Consider the following 18,081-nt stretch of genomic DNA (forward strand, 5'->3'; position numbering starts at 1 on the left):
GCCGACATGGGCGTGCAGGGCGTGCTTGCGGGCAGGACGGCTCTCGTCACGGGGGCGAGCAGGGGCATCGGGCGAGGAATCGCGGAGCGGCTGGGCCACGACGGCGCACGGGTAGCGGTGCACTACGGCAGGAACGAGGCGGCGGCGAAGGAGACGGTCGCCGCGATCGAGTCGGCCGGCGGCTCGGCGTTCGCGATCAGGGCCGACCTGAGCGTCGCCGGAGCCGCCGAGGCCTTGTGGGAGGAGTTCGACCGGCACGCCGACGGCGTGGACGTCCTGGTGAACAACGCCGGGATCGGCAACACGCGACCCATCGGGGAGATAGGGGAGGAGGAGTACGACGCGGTCTTCACCGTCAACGTCAAGGCACCGTTCTTCATCCTCAAGCACGGCATGGGCCGGCTGCGCGACGGCGGCCGGGTCATCAACATCTCGTCGGGGCTGTCCCGCACCGCGGTGATGCCGGACAACATGGCCTACTCGATGACGAAGGGCGCGCTGGACGTGTTCTCGCGTGACCTCTCCAAGGTGCTGGGCACCCGCGGCATCACGGTGAACTCGGTGGCACCCGGCATCATCGACACCGACAACACGACCGAGTTGCTGCGTGGGAGCCCGGACGGCTGGGACCGGGCGGCGGCGCTCTCCGCACTGGGCGGGGTGGGTGCACCGGCCGAGGTGGCCGACGTGGTCGCGTTCCTCGCCTCGCACGGGGGCCGATGGGTCACGGGAAGCTGGGTGGACGCGACGGGAGGTTCGCTGACCTGACACCGCCACCCACCTGACCGTTTCGACGCGCCCGCCGGGTCCAGCTCTGTTAGATTGGTCTAAACCACATAGGGCCCCACACAGCCAGTCCCGGACCCCGGGTGAGTCCTCTCTTCGAAACGGCAGGCAAGCGTGGAAGTTGTCATCGTTCCGGACGCCAAGGCAGGCGGCGAGCTGATAGCCGAAGCCATGGCACAGCTGCTCCGGCGCAAGCCCGACGCCCTGCTCGGGGTGGCCACTGGGTCGACGCCGTTGCCCGTGTACGAGGCGCTGGCGTCCAAGGTGCGCTCGGGTGCCGTGGACACCGCGCGGGCGCGGATCGCCCAGCTCGACGAGTATGTGGGACTCCCCGCCGAGCATCCGGAGTCGTACCGCTCGGTGCTGCGGCGCGAGGTGCTCGAACCGCTGGGGATCGGCATGGACGCGTTCATGGGCCCCGACGGCACGGCCGCGGACGTGCAGGGGGCGTGCGAGGCGTACGACAAGGCGCTGGGCGGCACCGGCGGGGTCGACCTCCAGCTGCTGGGGATCGGCACCGACGGGCACATCGGTTTCAACGAGCCGTGCTCCTCGCTCGCCTCGCGGACCCGGATCAAGACGCTCACCGAGCAGACCCGCGTCGACAACGCGCGCTTCTTCGACGGTGACATCGAGCAGGTGCCGCACCACGTGATCACGCAGGGAATCGGCACCATCCTGGAGGCCCGGCACGTGGTGCTGCTCGCCACCGGCGAGGGCAAGGCGGACGCGGTCGCCGCGAGCGTCGAGGGCCCGGTCGCGGCTGTGTGCCCGGCCTCCGCGCTCCAACTGCACCCGCACGCCACGGTGGTCGTCGACGAGGCCGCCGCCGCCAAGCTGAAGCTCGCCGACTACTTCCGGCACACGTACGCCCACAAGCCCGACTGGCAGGGGATCTGAGCCCGAATCTGAGCCCGCCACGGCCCTGACCGGCCGGACACGGACACGGACGCGGACGCGGACAGCCGCCGCAGGCGAAGGGCGCCGATCCCCCTCCACGGGGTTCGGCGCCTTCTCCGTACCGGCGAGCGGAGCACTGTCCTCACGGCGCCACGCACATCGCCGGAGGGACCCGCCCGGCGTATCCGTCGCGTCACGTGCGCCACCGCGAAGCAGAGGCGCCGGCCCCCATCAGGAGGACCGGCGCCTTCGTCGTACCGTCTGGAGCCCGGCCGTCCGGACCCCGGCGAAGCGGTGCATCCGCTACACGCCCGCGATCGCCTCCGCCGCCGCCCTGCCGCAGACCCGGGCCGCGCCGTGGGTGGCCAGGTGGAGGGCGCCCCGGGGCTCGGCGCGGGGGACGCCCATCTCGACCACGATCGTGTCGGGACGAGCCGCCAGCAGGGTGTCCAGGGCCGCCGCCATCCAGGGGTGGCGGTGCTCGTCGCGGACGACGGCCACGACGCGGCGCGATCCGGCCGCGGCCAGCACCTCGTGCCCGGCGTCGGGTCCGGTGAAGCTGCCGGTCTCCGTGCCGGGAAGCAGGCGGAAGAGCTCGGCGGCGATGCCCCAGGGGGTCTCGTCGCCGACCGCGATGTTCGCGACGGGGGTGAGGGCAGCGACGTACGGCGGTTCGGTGAGGGGGGTGAAGTCCTCGGCCGTGGTGACGCGCAGGGCCCGGCGGGCCGCGCGCAGGCCCACGTCGCCGTCCACGGCCCCTCCCGCCCCGGCGTCGGCCCGATGCGAGGCGGTCCAGCGGGCCAGGGCGCGGACGCGTTCCGCCGCGTCGGCCAGGCGGTCCTCGGGCAGCTCGCCCGAGCGGACCGCCTCGACCAGGGCGTCGCACAGCCGCCGCACGGTGCCCTCGTCGGACAGCCCACCGCCCACGCAGATCGCGTCGGCGCCGGCCGCGATGGCCAGGACGCTGCCGCGTTCGATGCCGTACGTGCCCGCGATGGCCCGCATCTCCATACCGTCGGTGACGATCAGGCCGTCGTAGCCCAGTTCGCCGCGGAGCAGGTCGGTCAGGATGCGGCGGGACAACGTTGCCGGGTACTCCCGGTCCAGGGCCGGGACCAGGATGTGGGCGCTCATCACCGCGCGGCTGCCGGCGGCGATGGCCGCGCGGAACGGGACCAGGTCACGCTCGGCCAGCACGTCGGCGTCCACGTCGATGCGCGGCATGGCGTGGTGGGAGTCGACGCCGGTGTCCCCGTGCCCCGGGAAGTGCTTGGTACAGGCGGCCACGCCCGCCGACTGCATGCCGGTGACGTAGGCGGCGGTGTGCCGGGCGACCAGGTCGGTACCGGCGCCGAAGGAGCGCACGCCGATGACCGGGTTGTCGGGGTTGGAGTTGACGTCGGCGGACGGCGCCCAGTTGAGGTTGACGCCGCAGGCGGCGAGCCGGCGGCCCAGTTCGGCGGCCACCTCCCGGGTGAGCCCGACGTCGTCCACCGCCCCGAGGGCGAGGTTGCCGGGGAAGGAGGAACCGGTGCGCACCTCCAGCCGGGTGACGTCGCCGCTCTCCTCGTCTATCGCGACCAGCACGTCCTCGCGCTCGGCGCGCAGCTGTGCGGTCAGCGCGGCCACCTGCTCGGCCGAGGCGATGTTGCGCCCGAACAGGCCGACGGAGGCCAGGCCCTCGCCGAGGCGGCGCAGCAGCCAGTCGGGGGCGGTGGTGCCGGTGAACCCGGGCTGGAGGACGGTGAGCGCGTCGCGCGTGAGGGTGTCGGTGGCCCTGGCGATGGTTGTCATCGGTCGCGTTATCCCTTCACGGCGCCGGCGGTCAGGCCACTGACGGCCTTGCGCTGGAGGTAGACGAAGAGGATCAGGATCGGGACGGCGAAGAGGGAGGAGGCGGCCATGGTCGCACCCCAGTCGTCGCCGAAGACGGTCTGGAAACTGGTCAGCCACACCGGCAGCGTCTGGGCCTCGGCGTCCTTGTTCAGGACCAGGACCAGGGCGAACTCGTTCCAGGCGGTGATGAAGCCGAACAGCGAGGTCGACATCAGACCCGGCGCGAGCAGCGGCAGGATGACCCGGCGGAACGCCTGGGCGCGGGTGCAGCCGTCGACCATCGCCGACTCCTCCAGCTCCTTCGGCACGGCGGCGACGAAGCCGCGCAGCGTCAGGATGGTGAAGGGCAGGATCATCATCATGTAGAAGAGCGTGAGCGGCACCAGGCTGTTCAGCATCGACGCGTCGCGCACGATCATGTACATCGCGATGATCATGACTTCCCAGGGCGCCATCTGGGCGAGCATGAAGCCGATGACGAAGCCGCGCCGCCCCTTGAACCGCATCCGCGCCAGGGCGAAGGAACCGGCCAGCGCGATGATCAGTGAGAAGACGACGGCGAGGACGGTGACGGTCAGCGAGTTGGTGACGAACGACCAGAAGTGGTCGGCTTCGGTCGCCGTCTTGAAGTGTTCGAAGGTGAAGTCGGTCGGGAACCAGACCGGGTCCTCCGTGATGATGTCACCGGTCGGCTTGAAGGCCGTGGAGAACATCCAGTACACGGGGAAGACGAAGCCGATGAACAGGACGACGGCCGTGGCGTTGGGCCACAGGCGGCCGAAGAGCGAGCGCTTCACAGCTCGTCCTCCCCTTGCTTGAGCACGATCCTGAGGTAGTAGGCGGTCAGACCGAGCATGATCAGGATGGTCAGTACCGCGATCGCCGCGCCCATGCCGTAGTGCTGGTTGCCGACACCCTCGACGTAGGCGTAGACGGGCAGGATCTCGGTGAGCCGGTCGGGTCCGCCCTGGTTGTAGACATAGACCTGGACGAACGCCTTGAAGACCCAGATGATCTCCAGGAAGGTCGTCGCGTAGAGGAACGGCCGCAGGAACGGCATGGTGACCGCGGTGAAGCTCCGCCAGGCGCCGGCGCCGTCGAGGGAGGCGGCCTCGTAGAGCTCCTTCGGAATGGTGGTGCTCGCCGCGTAGAGGTTGATCGCGACGAACGGGATGGACATCCAGACGATCAGCAGGGTGACGACGAAGAAGGTCGACATCTGGCTGCTGGTCCAGCTGTAGTCGGCCATGGAGTGCCAGCCGAGCTTGTCCAGGACCCAGTTGACGACGCCGAAGCGCTGGGCGAACAGCCACTTGTAGACGGTGGTGGCGGCCACGATCGGCATGGCCCAGGTCAGCACCAGACCGAGCAGCAGGGTGAACCTCATCCGCTTGCCGAGGCGCGCGAGCAGCAGGCCGATCAGGGTGCCCAGGACCATGATCAGGGCGACGTTGACCGCCGCGAACACGATCGAGCGGAGCGTGACCCGCCAGAAGTGCTCGCTGGTGAGGGTCTCCTTGTAGTTGTCGACGCCGTTCCACTCGGTGACGTGCTGGATCAGCTGCGTCATGTTGAGGTTCTGGAAGGACAGCAGGAGGTCCTTCAGCAGCGGCCAGCCGAGCAGCAGCACGGTGGCCGCGCAGGCGGGCAGCAGCAACAGGTACGGGACGAGGGCGCCGGCACGCGACGCGGCTCTCTGCTTCGGCCCGCCGCTGCCCTCGTCGTCCGCCTTGCGGACGTCCGCCGGGCCGGAGGGCGGCCGTTCGGTCTGCACGGTCATGCTCGCGATCTCTCTTCTCGGCCTACGAGAGGGCCTGCGTACGTCGACTCGCGTACGGTCGCCGGGGCGGGAGCCGTCGTCCGGCCACCCCGCCCCGGCTCACCCGGTGCTACTGCTGCTGCGACAGGCGCTTGTTGAACTCTTCCTCGACCTGCTTGGCCGCATCGGCCGGGGACTTCCCCTTCAGCACGGCGGTCATGTAGGTCTTGATCGGGTTGGGCGCGTTCTCGACCGCGGCCCACTCCGGGATCAGCGGCGTGGTACCACCGGAGGAGACGGCCGGCGCGCCGGCTTCGGCGGCGGGGATGCCCTCCAGGTTGCCCAGCAGCGACTCCTTGTTCGGAGTGACGCCGTTGGCCTTGGCCAGCTGGCCCTCGAACTTGTCGGACAGCGCGATCTTCAGGAACTCCTTGGCGAGCTCCTGCTTCTTGCTGCCCGCGGCGACGGCGAGGTTGGAGCCGCCGAGGAAGACGCCCTCGGGCTTGGCGGCGGTCTCACCCGGGATGGTGAAGTAGCCGATGTCCTTCTCGATCTTCGGGTTCGCCTTGATCGCGGTGGCGGCCTCCCAGCCCATGCCGATGAAGGAGCCGACGTTGCCCTTGGCGAAGACCTCACCCTGCTGCGGGGTGGCCTCGTCCTTGTCCTTGGGCGCCTTGGAGAGGGACTGGAACTTCTTGTAGGTCTCCATCGCGGCGGCGATCTTCGGGTCGTCCAGGTTGGAGACGTACTTGTCGCCGTCCTTCTTGACCAGTTCGGCGCCCTCGCCGATCGCCAGACCGACGAAGTGGTACCAGTTCTGGCCCGGCAGGTAGATCGGCTCGGCGTCGGTCTTCTCACCGATCGTCTTGAGGGCGCTGTAGAACTCGTCGCGGGTCTTGGGCGTCTCCTTGATGCCCGCGTCCGCCCAGACCTTCTTGTTGTAGACGACCACGCGGTTGACCACGAACCACGGTGCCGCGTACTGCTTGCCCTCGAAGACGGAGGACTCGTTGATGGACTCGGTCCAGTCCTTGCCGATCTCGGCCTTGAGGTCGGTGAGGTCCGCGAGACCACCGGTCTTGGCGTACGCCGGGGTCTGGGTGTTGCCGACCTCGAAGACGTCCGGGGGGTTCTCCTCGGAGAGCGCGGTGGTCAGCTTCTGCTGAATACCGTTCCACGTCTGGATCTCGAACTTGACCTTGGCCTTGGTCTTCGCCTCGAACTCCTTGGCGAGGTCCGCCTGCCAGTCGTCGGGCGAGGATCCGTCCATCACCCACACGGTGAGCGTCTCGCCGGCGTAACCGTCCGCCCCGGCCTTCTTGCCGTCGTCGCCGCTGTCGCCCCCGCATGCCGCGATCGAGACCATCATGCCCGCGATACCGATCGCGGTTATCAGCTTGCGCTTCACGCCAACCCTCCTCAGGGATGCCACACAACCCCCCTGCCTCCCCGCGGTTGCTCGTCGACGCGGACCGCCCATGGGGCCGGGACCTGGACCAATGGTGTAGACCAGTACGGGGAGCTTGGCCCAGACCAATAGGGCTGTCAAGGGTGTTCAACCGGGCTCCTCGCGTCCGTGATGCGACCGAGATATGCAGGGACCTTTCATTGCGCAAGCGGCAGATCGGGCGGACCCGGACCGGATGTACCACCACCCACCGAATGACGTGCCGGTACGGTTCCGAACGCGCGTACCAGCGACGCCGGTCGGCGCTGTGGACTAGACCAACGAGGGTCCCGGAGGTATACAGAAGGGATCACGGAGCGTGCGGGGCCAACCAACCCGGCACGGAGCCGTGCCACGATGTGAGCCGTGGCCGACAGGGATAGCGGTCGCTTCGGCACCCGGAGCCGGGAAGGCAGAGCATGAGCACCGACGTCAGCAGTGCGGAGAACGAGGGTGGGGCGACCGTCCGTACCGCGCGCGTGCCCAAGTACTACCGTCTGAAGAAGCATCTGCTCGACATGACCCGGACGCAGGCGCCGGGTACGCCGGTCCCGCCGGAGCGCACGCTGGCCGCGGAGTTCGACACCTCGCGCACGACCGTGCGCCAGGCCCTTCAGGAACTGGTCGTCGAGGGCCGCCTGGAGCGCATCCAGGGCAAGGGCACCTTCGTCGCCAAGCCCAAGGTGTCGCAGGCCCTGCAACTCACCTCGTACACCGAGGACATGCGGGCGCAGGGACTCGAACCCACCTCGCAGCTGCTGGACATCGGCTACATCACCGCCGACGACCGGCTCGCCGGACTGCTGGACATCACGGCCGGCGGGCGGGTGCTGCGTATCGAGCGGCTGCGCATGGCCAACGGGGAGCCGATGGCCATCGAGACCACCCACCTCAGCGCCAAGCGCTTCCCGGCGCTGCGCCGCTCCCTGGTGAAGTACACGTCCCTCTACACCGCGCTCGCCGAGGTGTACGACGTCCATCTCGCCGAGGCCGAGGAGACCATCGAGACCTCCCTGGCCACCCCGCGCGAGGCCGGCCTGCTCGGCACCGACGTCGGCCTGCCCATGCTGATGCTCTCCCGGCACTCGCAGGACCGGACGGGCCAGCCGGTGGAATGGGTGCGCTCGGTGTACCGGGGCGACCGCTACAAGTTCGTGGCCCGACTGAAGCGGCCCCAGGACTGACGTCGGCCGCGGGGCGTTTCAGGCAAATCCCCGCACGTGTGACCGCGAAGTTGCAGTTCAGGACCGATATACGGACGAGGTCTTCCGCTGTATCGACACCGTCACCTACATTTCGTGCGCACTGCACGAGGTGATCAGCGAGGGGACGGAGCCACCGCATGTCACAAGCCCCAGAAGTGAGCAGAGGGCCGACGGTGACGCCGGTGCGCGTCGTCATCGGCCTCTGCCTTGTCGCACCGTTCGTCGCCATGCTGTGGGTCGGCTCGTACGCGAAGACGGACCCGGCCTTCATAGGCATCCCGTTCTTCTACTGGTACCAGATGGCGTGGGTGATCGTCTCCACCGTGCTCACGGTGATCGCGTACAAGCTGTGGCAGCGTGACCAGCGCGCCCGCCGGGAAGGCGGGGCCAAGTGAACGACGGCGTGAACGGCGTCGCACTCGCCGTCTTCATCTTCTTCTTCGTCCTCGTCACCGCCATGGGCTTCCTGGCCGCCCGCTGGCGCCGGGCCGCGAACGAGCAGAGCCTCGACGAGTGGGGCCTCGGCGGCCGCTCGTTCGGCACCTGGGTCACCTGGTTCCTGCTGGGCGGCGACCTGTACACCGCGTACACCTTCGTGGCCGTACCGGCGGCGATCTACGCGGCGGGCGCGGCCGGCTTCTTCGCGGTGCCGTACACGATCCTGGTCTACCCGCTGATCTTCACCTTCCTGCCGCGGCTGTGGTCGGTCTCCCACAAGCACGGGTACGTGACGACCTCGGACTTCGTACGCGGCCGGTTCGGCTCGAAGGGGCTGTCCCTCGCGGTCGCCGTCACCGGCATCCTCGCCACGATGCCGTACATCGCGCTCCAGCTGGTCGGCATCCAGGCCGTCCTTGACGTGATGGGCGTCGGCGGCGGGAAGGACACCAACTGGTTCATCAAGGACCTGCCGCTGCTGATCGCCTTCGGTGTGCTGGCGGCGTACACCTACTCGTCGGGACTGCGCGCGCCCGCGCTGATCGCGTTCGTGAAGGACACGCTGATCTACATCGTGATCGCGGTGGCGATCATCTACATCCCGATCAAGCTCGGCGGGTTCGACGACATCTTCGCCGCGGCGAACGACAAGTTCAGCGAGTCGGGCAAGGGCGGACTGGTGCCGGACCACGGCGGCCAGTGGACATACGCCACCCTGGCGCTCGGCTCGGCGCTCGCGCTCTTCATGTACCCGCACTCGATCACCGCGACGCTGTCCTCGCGCAGCCGTGAGGTGATCCGCCGCAACACCACGATCCTGCCGCTGTACTCGCTGATGCTGGGCCTGCTCGCGCTGCTGGGCTTCATGGCGATCGCGGCCGGGGTCAAGGTGGAGAACGGGCAGCTGGCGATCCCGCAGCTGTTCGAGAACATGTTCCCGGACTGGTTCGCCGGCGTGGCCTTCGCGGCGATCGGCATCGGCGCCCTGGTCCCGGCGGCGATCATGTCGATCGCGGCCGCGAACCTCTTCACCCGCAACATCTACAAGGACTTCATCAAGCCGGACGCCACCCCGGCCCAGGAGACGAAGGTCTCCAAGCTGACGTCCCTGCTGGTGAAGGTGGGCGCGCTGGTCTTCGTCCTCGGCATGGACAAGACGGTCGCGATCAACTTCCAGCTGCTCGGCGGCATCTGGATCCTGCAGACCTTCCCGGCGCTGGTCGGCGGCCTGTTCACCCGCTGGTTCCACCGCTGGGCGCTGCTCGGCGGCTGGGCGGTCGGCATGATCTACGGCACGGCCGCCGCCTACGGTGTCGCCTCGCCGACGCAGAAGCACTTCGGCGGCTCCTCCGAGGAGATCCCGGGCATCGGCGAGATCGGCTACATCGGCCTCACCGCCTTCGTGCTGAACGTCGTGGTCACCGTGGTCCTGACCTTCGTCATGCGGGCTCTCAAGGCGCCCGACGGCGTCGACGAGACCAAGCCGAGCGACTACACGGCGGACGCGGGCGACCCCGGCGTCGAGGTGGAGCTGCCGCCGGCCACGGCGGGCACCTCGCACTGATCGCCGTCCCTGCTACGCGGCGGGCCGTCGGAGAAATCCGGCGGCCCGTTGTCGTACCCGTCGGGCACACTCGTCGTCATGGACTTCGTGATCCGGCAGGCGGCGGCGGACGAGTACGGCACCGTCGGTGAGATCACCGCGCAGGCCTATCTACAAGACGGCCTCCTGGACTTCGGGGAGAGCGACGCGTACCTCGGCGAACTGAGGAACGTGGCCAAGCGGGCGGCGGCCGCCGAGGTGCTGGTCGCCGCGGCGGACGGCCGGGTGCTCGGCGGCGTGACCTTCGTGCCGTCCGGCGGCCCCATGGCCGACATCGCCCGGCCCGGCGAGGCCGAGATACGGATGCTCGCCGTCGCCCGCGAGGCACGCGGACGCGGGGTGGGCGAGGCCCTCGTACGGACCTGCGTCGACCGGTCCCGGGCCGTCGAGGGCTGCGCGCGCGTCGTGCTGTCCACCCAGCGCACCATGCGCAGCGCCCACCGCCTCTACGAACGGATGGGCTTCGCCCGCACACCCGACCGCGACTGGAACCCGCTGCCGGAGCTCGACGACATCACGCTCCTCACCTATGAACTGACGCTCTGACACCAGCGCCACCCCTCAACGGCCCCTCCGCGACACAACATCTGGGGGTGCTCGCCGAACCCGGCACAAGATGTATGCTCGTGCTCGCTGTCGCCGCAGGGGAATCCGGTGCGAATCCGGAACTGTCCCGCAACGGTGTACTTGTGTGTATCCGCGCGTCTCCGCACGTGTGCACACGCATGTCCAGTCCGAGGACCTGCCGACAGTGCGCCCGTACCGTCCCGGTCCGGGTGCCTGACGTCCGGGCCTCGTGGAGTGGGCCGGTGGACGCGACGCCGCGTGCGCTCGTGAGCTGCCCCTGCCCTCCCCCAGGCCCCGTGCCGAGCGAGGGAGTGCCCCCACGTGACCATCGCGCCAGCCGACCCGGTTTCAGCGACCCCGGCGACGACTTCAGCGGCCCCGGTGACCGAGCGGCCCGACGGGCCCGGTGCCGCGTTGCTGCGGAACCTGACCGAGCTGACCGCCGACCTCCCGGGCGCCGACCCGGGCCGGGTCGCCGCCGCCGCACTGCGCGGCCGGTCCGCCCGTGCGGACGAGTCCGAGCTGCGGGAGCTCGCCACGGAGGCGGCGGCCGGGCTCATCTCGGAGGACCCGGTCTACTCCAGGCTGGCCGCCCGGCTGCTGACCATCGGCATCCGCGCCGAGGCCGCCTCGCAGGGCGTCACCTCGTTCACCGGGTCGGTCGCCACCGGTCACCGCGAGGGCCTGATCGCCGACCGCACCGCCGAGTTCGTACGGCTGCACGCGGACCGCCTGGACGCGCTGATCGACCCGGCCGCCGACGACCGCTTCGGCTACTTCGGCCTGCGCACCGTGTACAGCCGCTACCTGCTCCGGCACCCGATCACCCGCGAGGTCGTCGAGACGCCCCAGCACTTCATGCTGCGGGTGGCCGCCGGACTCGCCGAGGACGACAGCACGCGTTCGGCCGACGAGGTGGCCGCGCTGTACGGGCTGATGAGCAGCCTCGACTACCTGCCCTCCTCCCCCACCCTGTTCAACTCCGGTACCCGGCACGCCCAGATGTCGTCCTGCTACCTCCTGGACTCCCCCAAGGACGAGCTGGACTCCATCTACGACCGCTATCACCAGGTCGCCAACCTCTCCAAGCACGCCGGCGGCATCGGCATCGCCTACTCCCGTGTCCGCGCCCGGGGTTCGCTGATCCGCGGCACCAACGGTCACTCCAACGGCATCGTCCCGTTCCTGAAGACGCTGGACGCCTCGGTCGCCGCCGTGAACCAGGGCGGCCGGCGCAAGGGCGCGGCGGCGGTCTACCTGGAGACCTGGCACGCCGACATCGAGGAGTTCCTGGAGCTGCGGGACAACACCGGTGAGGACGCCCGCCGCACGCACAACCTGAACCTCGCGCACTGGGTGCCGGACGAGTTCATGCGCCGGGTGGACGCCGACGGACCGTGGTCGCTGTTCTCGCCCGCCGACGTGCCCGAGCTGGTCGACCTGTGGGGCGCGGAGTTCGACGCCGCGTACCGCGAGGCCGAGGCCGCGGGGCTGGCCCGCAAGACCCTCCCCGCCCGTGAGCTGTACGGCCGCATGATGCGCACCCTCGCGCAGACCGGCAACGGCTGGATGACCTTCAAGGACACCGCCAACCGCACCGCCAACCAGACCGCGGAGCCCGGTCACGTCGTCCACTCCTCCAACCTCTGCACGGAGATCCTGGAGGTCACGGACGACGGGGAGACGGCGGTCTGCAACCTGGGCTCGGTGAACCTGGGCGCCTTCGTGGACCCGGCTTCCCGGGACATCGACTGGGAGCGCCTGGACGCCACCGTCCGCACCGCCGTCACCTTCCTCGACCGGGTCGTCGACATCAACTTCTACCCGACCGAGCAGGCGGGCCGCTCCAACGCCCGCTGGCGTCCGGTGGGCCTCGGCGCGATGGGCCTCCAGGACGTCTTCTTCCAGCTGGGCCTGCCCTTCGACTCGCCCGAGGCGAAGGCCCTCTCCACCCGCATCGCCGAGCGCATCATGCTCGCCGCGTACGAGACCTCCGCCGACCTCGCCGAGCGCAACGGCCCGCTGCCGGCCTGGGAGAAGACCCGTACCGCCCGGGGGGTGCTGCACCCCGACCACTACGGCGTCGAGCAGGCCTGGCCGGAGCGCTGGGCGGCCCTGCGCGAGCGCATCGCCGCGACCGGCCTGCGCAACTCCCTGCTCCTCGCGATCGCCCCGACGGCGACCATCGCCTCCATCGCGGGCGTCTACGAGTGCATCGAGCCGCAGGTGTCCAACCTGTTCAAGCGCGAGACGCTGTCGGGCGAATTCCTCCAGGTCAACTCCTACCTGGTGGACGACCTCAAGCGACTCGGCGTGTGGGACGCCCGCACCCGCGAGGCGCTGCGCGAGGCGGGCGGCTCGGTGCAGGACTTCACCTGGATCCCCGAGGACGTCCGCGCGCTGTACCGCACCGCCTGGGAGATCCCGCAGCGCGGCCTGATCGACATGGCCGCCGCCCGCACCCCGTACCTCGACCAGGCCCAGTCGCTGAACCTGTTCCTGGAGACGCCGACCATCGGGAAGCTCTCCTCGATGTACGCGTACGCCTGGAAGCAGGGCCTGAAGACCACGTACTACCTGCGCTCCCGCCCGGCGACCCGCATCGCCCGCGCCGCCGCCCGAGCCACCACCGTCCCCGTGCAGGCCGGCCCGGACCCCGAAGCGGTCGCCTGCTCCCTGGAAAACCCCGAGTCCTGCGAGGCCTGCCAGTAATGACCACCGAGACCACCACCAAGAACCTGCTCGACCCGGGCTTCGAGCTGACGCTGCGCCCCATGCGCTACCCGGACTTCTACGAGCGCTACCGGGACGCCATCAAGAACACCTGGCACGTCGAGGAGGTCGACCTCCACTCGGACGTCGCCGACCTCGCGAAGCTCAGCCCCATGGAGCAGCACCTGATCGGCCGGCTGGTGGCCTTCTTCGCCACCGGCGACTCGATCGTCGCGAACAACCTGGTGCTCACCCTCTACAAGCACATCAACTCCCCCGAGGCGCGGCTCTACCTGTCCCGCCAGCTCTTCGAGGAGGCCGTCCACGTCCAGTTCTATCTGACGCTCCTTGACACCTACCTGCCCGACCCGGAGGACCGCGCCGCCGCCTTCGCGGCCGTGGAGAACATCCCCTCCATCCGCGAGAAGGCCGGGTTCTGCTTCAAGTGGATGGACTCGGTCGAGTCGATCGACCGCCTGGAGACCAAGGCCGACCGCCGCCGTTTCCTGCTCAACCTCATCTGCTTCGCCGCGTGCATCGAGGGCCTGTTCTTCTACGGCGCCTTCGCCTACGTCTACTGGTTCCGCAGCCGGGGCCTGCTGCACGGCCTGGCCACCGGCACCAACTGGGTGTTCCGGGACGAGACGATGCACATGTCCTTCGCCTTCGACGTCGTCGACACCGTGCGCAAGGAGGAGCCGGAGCTGTTCGACGACGCGCTGCAGCAGGAGGTCACCGACATGCTGAGGGAGGCCGTCGAGGCCGAGCTGCAGTTCGCGCGCGACCTGTGCGGTGACGGCCTCCCGGGCATGAACACCGACTCGATGCGGCAGTACCTGGAGTGCGTGGCCGATCAGCGTCTGACGCGTCTCGGCTTCGCCCCGGTGTACGGCTCCGAGAACCCCTTCTCCTTCATGGAGCTGCAGGGCGTTCAGGAGCTGACCAACTTCTTCGAGCGGCGTCCCTCGGCGTACCAGGTGGCGGTGGAGGGCACCGTCGACCTGTCCGAGGACTTCTAGAGTCTCCTTCCCCGCTCCCTCGTCCTTCCGGGCCTCCCTGGTCTGCGTGGCCTCCCTGAGCTGGCGGTCGATGCGCTTGTCGCGCACGATGCCGATCACCGAGGGGAGGACCATGAGGACCAGGAGTCCGAAGGTCACGAGCATTCCGATCAGGGCTTCTGTCTGGTTTCCGGTCATGACACCACTGTCGCGCCGGATACTCCTTACCGGGAGTGGCAGGACTGCCGTAGGGCCTCGATTTCCTGCCACTTCCGAGGCACACTGGCGGCATGCTGCAGAACGTGGCCGCCGTCCTGATGGACGGCGCGCATCCCTTCGAACTCGGTGTGGTCTGCGAGGTCTTCGGCATCGACCGGAGCGACGAGGGCCTGCCGGGGTACGACTTCGCCGTGGTCTCCGCGGAGGGCCCGGAGCTGAGCACCCATGTCGGCGGGCTCTCCGTCTCCACGCCGTACGGGCTGGACCGGCTGGAGGAGGCCGACCTGATCGCCGTGCCGGCGGGGAACGACTACGCCCGCCGGGAGTATCCGCCCGAGCTGCTGGACGCCCTGCGGCGGGCGGTGGACCGGGGCGCGCGGGTGCTGAGCGTGTGCTCCGGGGTGTTCGTGCTGGGCGCCGCAGGGCTGCTGGACGGGCGGCGGTGCGCGGTGCACTGGCACCACGCGGCCGAGCTCGCCCGGCAGTACCCGCGGGTCGCCGTCGCGCCCGACGTGCTCTACGTGGACGAGGACCCGGTGATCACCAGCGCCGGCACCGCCGCCGGCATCGACGCCTGTCTGCACATCGTCCGCAAGGAACAGGGACCGGAGGTCGCCAACCGGATCGCCCGGCGCATGGTCGTACCGCCGCACCGGGACGGCGGTCAGGCGCAGTACATCGAACGGCCGCTGCCGCGCTCCTCCTGCGACACCGTCGGCGAGGTGCTGGCCTGGATGGAACAGCACCTCGACGAGGAGGTCACCGTCGAGCAGCTCGCGGCCCGGGCGCACATGTCCCCGCGCACCTTCGCCCGCCGCTTCCAGCAGGAGACGGGTACTACTCCCTACCGCTGGATCCTGCGCCAGCGTGTGCTGCTGGCCCAGCGGCTGCTGGAGGCGACGGACGAGACGATGGACGCGATCGCGTGGCGCACCGGCTTCGGTACGGCGGCGGCGCTGAGGCACCAGTTCGTCAGGGCCCTGGGCACCACCCCGCACGCCTACCGGCGCACCTTCCGGGGCCCGGAGGCGGTCACGGTCGCCTGAGCCTCACCGTGCCACGGGCCTGACCAGCAGGTCGTGGGGACGAAGCGTGATGCCCACGCGGACCGCGTCGTTCGAGCCCGCCACCTGCTCGAAGCGGTACTTCGTGGCGAGCGCGGCCGTGATCAGCGTCAGCTGCGCCATGGAGAAGTGGTCGCTGGGGCACTTGCGCTTGCCCGCGCTGAACGGCTTCATGGCGTATTTCGGCACATCCCCCGCACGGTCCGGAATCCACCGGTCCGGGTCGAACTCCAGGTTGTCCGCGTACGACTTCGCATCGCGTTGGATTGCGTACGGACTGTAGATGATGTCCGCCCCGGCCGGAATGCGATAGCCACCGAGTTCGGTCTCGACCACCGCGCGCCGCGTCAAAACCCACACGGCAGGACGCAAACGCATGGCCTCCACGATGACATTGCCGGTGTGCGAGAGCTTACGGACGTCCTCGAATGCCACGGGGCGTCCGCCGGTGACCGCTTCGACTTCGTCGCGTATGCGGTCGGCATGTTCCGGGTGTTCGGCAAGTGCCTGCAGCAACCACATGATCGTGGAGGCGATGGTTTCACTGCCCGGGGTGAGTATCGCGACGACCTGGTCGTGGATCTCCTGTTCCCCGATGGGGTCGCCATTGTCGTCCTTCGCCTCCAGCAATGCCGTCAGCAAATCGTCCGGCTTTTGACCGGATGCGCGGCGCTCGGCGATGATCTCGTCGACCAGGAGGTGCAGATCGGCCAGCGCGTTGTTGAATTCGCGGTTGGCCGGGAGCGGCAGCCGGTAGAGCGGTCCGAGCGGGACCACCATGCGCCGGTACATGCCCCGGAAGACGGTGGCGAGCGCGACGCACAGCCGCTCGGCCCGCTCGTCCATGTACTGGCCGCGCAGCAGGCAGCGGGCGGCGACCCGCACGGCGACGCGGAAGGACTCGGAGGTGGCGTCGACGGTCCGCCCAGGCTGCCAGCGCTCGGTGAGCGCGTGCGCCTCCTCCTCCATGATCGGCCCGTAGGCGGGGATCGCGTCGAGCTTGAACGCCGGCTGGATGGTGCGCCGCTGACGGCGGTGGAGCGGGCCGTTGGCGGTCGCCACGCCCTCCTTGCCGAGCAGGCCCTCCAGTGACTCCCACAGCGGGCCGGCTATGTGGTAGTCGGGGCTCAGGGCCAGCGCACCGGTGAGCTCCGGGGTGGTGACCGCGTAGACGGTCTTCGGGCCGAGCTTGATGCGAACGATGTCACCGTGGTCGCGCAGCTGGGACATGAAGGCCAGCGGGTCGCGGGCCAGCCTCCAGCCATGGCCGAGGAGCGGGACACCGCCACCCGCGACGGGCGGTTCGCGCAGCTCCGGTGTGGCTTCGGTCCGGGTTTCGGGGTTGACGGACTCGACGGTCATTTCTCACCTGCCGCTTCGTTGTTGACGTACGGGGGCGTGGACCGGTCGTCCCAGCTGTCGACCATGTACCGGCCGGACTCGTGGTGGAACCAGTAGACGGAACTGAACCAGTTCCGCATATTGCCGACGTTGGCCCGTACGGCGCCGCTCAGTTCCTTTCCGCGTACGGTGCCGTTGTCGAGTTCGTCGGCGAACCGTAACGCGTCCTGTTCTACGGCGAGGAATTCGGTAATGCATTCCTCGACGCGTCGCCGGACTTCCGCGATGGATTCTTCCAGGGTCAGTCCGTGATGCGTGATGAGACTGATTCCGAGATTGTGGACCTCGTCGCCCGCTATTTCCTTGGGCAGTGAGCAGAGGTCGTTGTACCAGGCGGCGAATTCCTGACTGAGCAGTGCCGCCCGGCGATATGCCGGGTGTTTCCGAACGGCGTCCGGCAGTTCGCACCCCGCGCTCGGCTCCAGCAGGTCGGTCCAGATCCAGTGCGCGAAGGTGAGCCGGCGCAGTTCGAGGTACTCCTCGACGCCGGGCACGATGCCATGGGTGCGGTTGTGGAATTCCCGGTCGTACGCCTCGATCACCGCGTGGAAGTGCCGGGCGAACCGGGTGTTCCACGTCGCCGGCGGCGGCAGGAAGGCGTACAGCCGCCGCACACTGTCGGCGAACCCGGCGACCAGCGTGTCCTCGTGGTGCAGATGGTCCCCGGGTGAGTCGAGTGCCGTGTGCAGCTGGTCCCGCAGTCGCCGCCACGCGGCGGGGCGGCCGTGGACGATGTCCCGGTCGTGCCGGTCGTCCCAGACGAAGAACCACGCGCTGTAGTCCGCTATCGCCTGCATGACCTCGTCGGGGGCGCCCAGGTAGTAGCCCGCCATGAGGTCCGTGTAGCACAGGCCGTCGGCATATTCCTCGACCTTGTCCGCCGGCATGAGCCGTTTTTCGAGCAGCCAGGTACGGGTCTTCTCCTGGAGCTTCGGCCAATACGCGTGCAGTTGCCGGGGAAATGCCGCCTCGATCACCGGAAGGCGCAGCGATGGCGGTACCGCGATCGCGGTCGGTGTCGCTGTGGTGCCACGTGAGAAAGCATGCACGAACAAACCCCTCTCAGCCGCCGGTGGCGCACCCCTCTCGCTGAGCGAGGCGTGCGCCGTTGCGTATCCCCGCGCTTCCCATTCAGCACTACAACTG

The 18,081-nt window shown here is 69.2% G+C and carries 15 protein-coding genes and 1 riboswitch; of the genes, 9 read left to right on the forward strand and 6 right to left on the reverse strand.

Annotation, left to right across the window (positions count from 1 at the left end):
• Positions 1–6 precede the first annotated feature (6 nt).
• Positions 7–768, forward strand: a complete 762-nt coding sequence (locus tag ACFCZF_RS14615; RefSeq protein WP_375921689.1) for an SDR family oxidoreductase — start codon at positions 7–9, stop codon at positions 766–768.
• Positions 769–900: 132 nt separating this feature from the next.
• Positions 901–1,686 (forward strand): glucosamine-6-phosphate deaminase, encoded by a 786-nt coding sequence (nagB, locus tag ACFCZF_RS14620; protein WP_376671945.1) that lies wholly within the window; start codon positions 901–903, stop codon positions 1,684–1,686.
• A gap of 303 nt (positions 1,687–1,989) precedes the next feature.
• Here nagB and ACFCZF_RS14625 read toward each other — a convergent pair whose 3' ends face one another.
• From ACFCZF_RS14625 to ACFCZF_RS14640, 4 genes are all read right to left on the reverse strand, one after another.
• Positions 1,990–3,480, reverse strand: coding sequence for a glycoside hydrolase family 3 protein (locus ACFCZF_RS14625; protein WP_376671946.1), 1,491 nt, complete (start codon positions 3,478–3,480; stop codon positions 1,990–1,992).
• Positions 3,481–3,488: 8 nt separating this feature from the next.
• Positions 3,489–4,319, reverse strand: a complete 831-nt coding sequence (locus ACFCZF_RS14630) for a carbohydrate ABC transporter permease (protein ID WP_375921698.1) — start codon at positions 4,317–4,319, stop codon at positions 3,489–3,491.
• Positions 4,316–5,302 (reverse strand): carbohydrate ABC transporter permease, encoded by a 987-nt coding sequence (locus ACFCZF_RS14635; protein ID WP_375921701.1) that lies wholly within the window; start codon positions 5,300–5,302, stop codon positions 4,316–4,318. The genes ACFCZF_RS14630 and ACFCZF_RS14635 overlap by 4 nt, the downstream gene beginning before the upstream one ends.
• A gap of 109 nt (positions 5,303–5,411) precedes the next feature.
• Positions 5,412–6,689, reverse strand: coding sequence for an extracellular solute-binding protein (locus ACFCZF_RS14640; RefSeq protein ID WP_376671947.1), 1,278 nt, complete (start codon positions 6,687–6,689; stop codon positions 5,412–5,414).
• Between the two features lie 458 nt (positions 6,690–7,147).
• Here ACFCZF_RS14640 and ACFCZF_RS14645 point away from each other — a divergent pair, with 458 nt between their 5' ends.
• From ACFCZF_RS14645 to ACFCZF_RS14675, 7 genes are all read left to right on the forward strand, one after another.
• A complete protein-coding gene (locus ACFCZF_RS14645; protein WP_053136900.1) occupies positions 7,148–7,912 on the forward strand; it encodes a GntR family transcriptional regulator in 765 nt (254 codons plus the stop codon).
• A 158-nt stretch (positions 7,913–8,070) separates the two neighbouring features.
• Positions 8,071–8,328 carry a DUF3311 domain-containing protein gene (locus tag ACFCZF_RS14650; RefSeq protein WP_310871293.1) on the forward strand — a complete coding sequence of 86 codons (258 nt, stop codon included), beginning with the start codon at positions 8,071–8,073 and terminating at the stop codon, positions 8,326–8,328.
• Positions 8,325–9,935, forward strand: coding sequence for a monocarboxylate uptake permease MctP (mctP, locus tag ACFCZF_RS14655; RefSeq protein ID WP_376671948.1), 1,611 nt, complete (start codon positions 8,325–8,327; stop codon positions 9,933–9,935). Before ACFCZF_RS14650 ends, mctP begins: the two co-directional genes overlap by 4 nt.
• Before the next feature lie 78 nt (positions 9,936–10,013).
• The gene (locus tag ACFCZF_RS14660; protein WP_376671949.1) at positions 10,014–10,520 is read left to right on the forward strand and encodes a GNAT family N-acetyltransferase; all 507 of its coding nucleotides are present in this window, start codon (positions 10,014–10,016) and stop codon (positions 10,518–10,520) included.
• A gap of 57 nt (positions 10,521–10,577) precedes the next feature.
• Positions 10,578–10,739: riboswitch (cobalamin riboswitch) on the forward strand.
• A 123-nt stretch (positions 10,740–10,862) separates the two neighbouring features.
• The gene (locus ACFCZF_RS14665) at positions 10,863–13,253 is read left to right on the forward strand and encodes a ribonucleoside-diphosphate reductase subunit alpha (RefSeq protein WP_376671950.1); all 2,391 of its coding nucleotides are present in this window, start codon (positions 10,863–10,865) and stop codon (positions 13,251–13,253) included.
• Positions 13,253–14,272: a ribonucleotide-diphosphate reductase subunit beta gene (locus ACFCZF_RS14670; protein WP_376671951.1), complete on the forward strand. Its 1,020-nt coding sequence runs from the start codon at positions 13,253–13,255 to the stop codon at positions 14,270–14,272. Before ACFCZF_RS14665 ends, ACFCZF_RS14670 begins: the two co-directional genes overlap by 1 nt.
• 269 nt (positions 14,273–14,541) lie before the next feature.
• On the forward strand, positions 14,542–15,516 hold the full coding sequence (locus ACFCZF_RS14675) for a GlxA family transcriptional regulator (RefSeq protein WP_376671952.1): 975 nt from the start codon (positions 14,542–14,544) through the stop codon (positions 15,514–15,516).
• Positions 15,517–15,519: 3 nt separating this feature from the next.
• Here the strand turns inward: ACFCZF_RS14675 and ACFCZF_RS14680 are convergent, their stop codons facing one another.
• Together ACFCZF_RS14680 and cyc1 are read right to left on the reverse strand one after the other, a co-directional pair.
• Entirely contained in the window at positions 15,520–16,896 is a 1,377-nt protein-coding gene (locus ACFCZF_RS14680) for a cytochrome P450 (protein WP_376671953.1), read from the reverse strand.
• Positions 16,893–17,984: an epi-isozizaene synthase gene (gene cyc1, locus ACFCZF_RS14685; protein ID WP_376671954.1), complete on the reverse strand. Its 1,092-nt coding sequence runs from the start codon at positions 17,982–17,984 to the stop codon at positions 16,893–16,895. The genes ACFCZF_RS14680 and cyc1 overlap by 4 nt, the downstream gene beginning before the upstream one ends.
• Positions 17,985–18,081: the final 97 nt, after the last annotated feature.

Source organism: Streptomyces sp. NPDC056296, assembly GCF_042268605.1.
GTDB lineage: Bacteria > Actinomycetota > Actinomycetes > Streptomycetales > Streptomycetaceae > Streptomyces.

Coding starts and splice junctions, on each gene's coding strand:
- ACFCZF_RS14615 (WP_375921689.1), top strand. CDS start 7: ATGGGCGTGCAGGGCGTGCTTGCGGGCAGGACGGCTCTCGTCACGGGG.
- ACFCZF_RS14625 (WP_376671946.1), bottom strand. CDS start 3,480: ATGACAACCATCGCCAGGGCCACCGACACCCTCACGCGCGACGCGCTC.
- ACFCZF_RS14635 (WP_375921701.1), bottom strand. CDS start 5,302: ATGACCGTGCAGACCGAACGGCCGCCCTCCGGCCCGGCGGACGTCCGC.
- ACFCZF_RS14645 (WP_053136900.1), top strand. CDS start 7,148: ATGAGCACCGACGTCAGCAGTGCGGAGAACGAGGGTGGGGCGACCGTC.
- ACFCZF_RS14650 (WP_310871293.1), top strand. CDS start 8,071: ATGTCACAAGCCCCAGAAGTGAGCAGAGGGCCGACGGTGACGCCGGTG.
- ACFCZF_RS14660 (WP_376671949.1), top strand. CDS start 10,014: ATGGACTTCGTGATCCGGCAGGCGGCGGCGGACGAGTACGGCACCGTC.
- ACFCZF_RS14670 (WP_376671951.1), top strand. CDS start 13,253: ATGACCACCGAGACCACCACCAAGAACCTGCTCGACCCGGGCTTCGAG.
- ACFCZF_RS14675 (WP_376671952.1), top strand. CDS start 14,542: ATGCTGCAGAACGTGGCCGCCGTCCTGATGGACGGCGCGCATCCCTTC.
- ACFCZF_RS14680 (WP_376671953.1), bottom strand. CDS start 16,896: ATGACCGTCGAGTCCGTCAACCCCGAAACCCGGACCGAAGCCACACCG.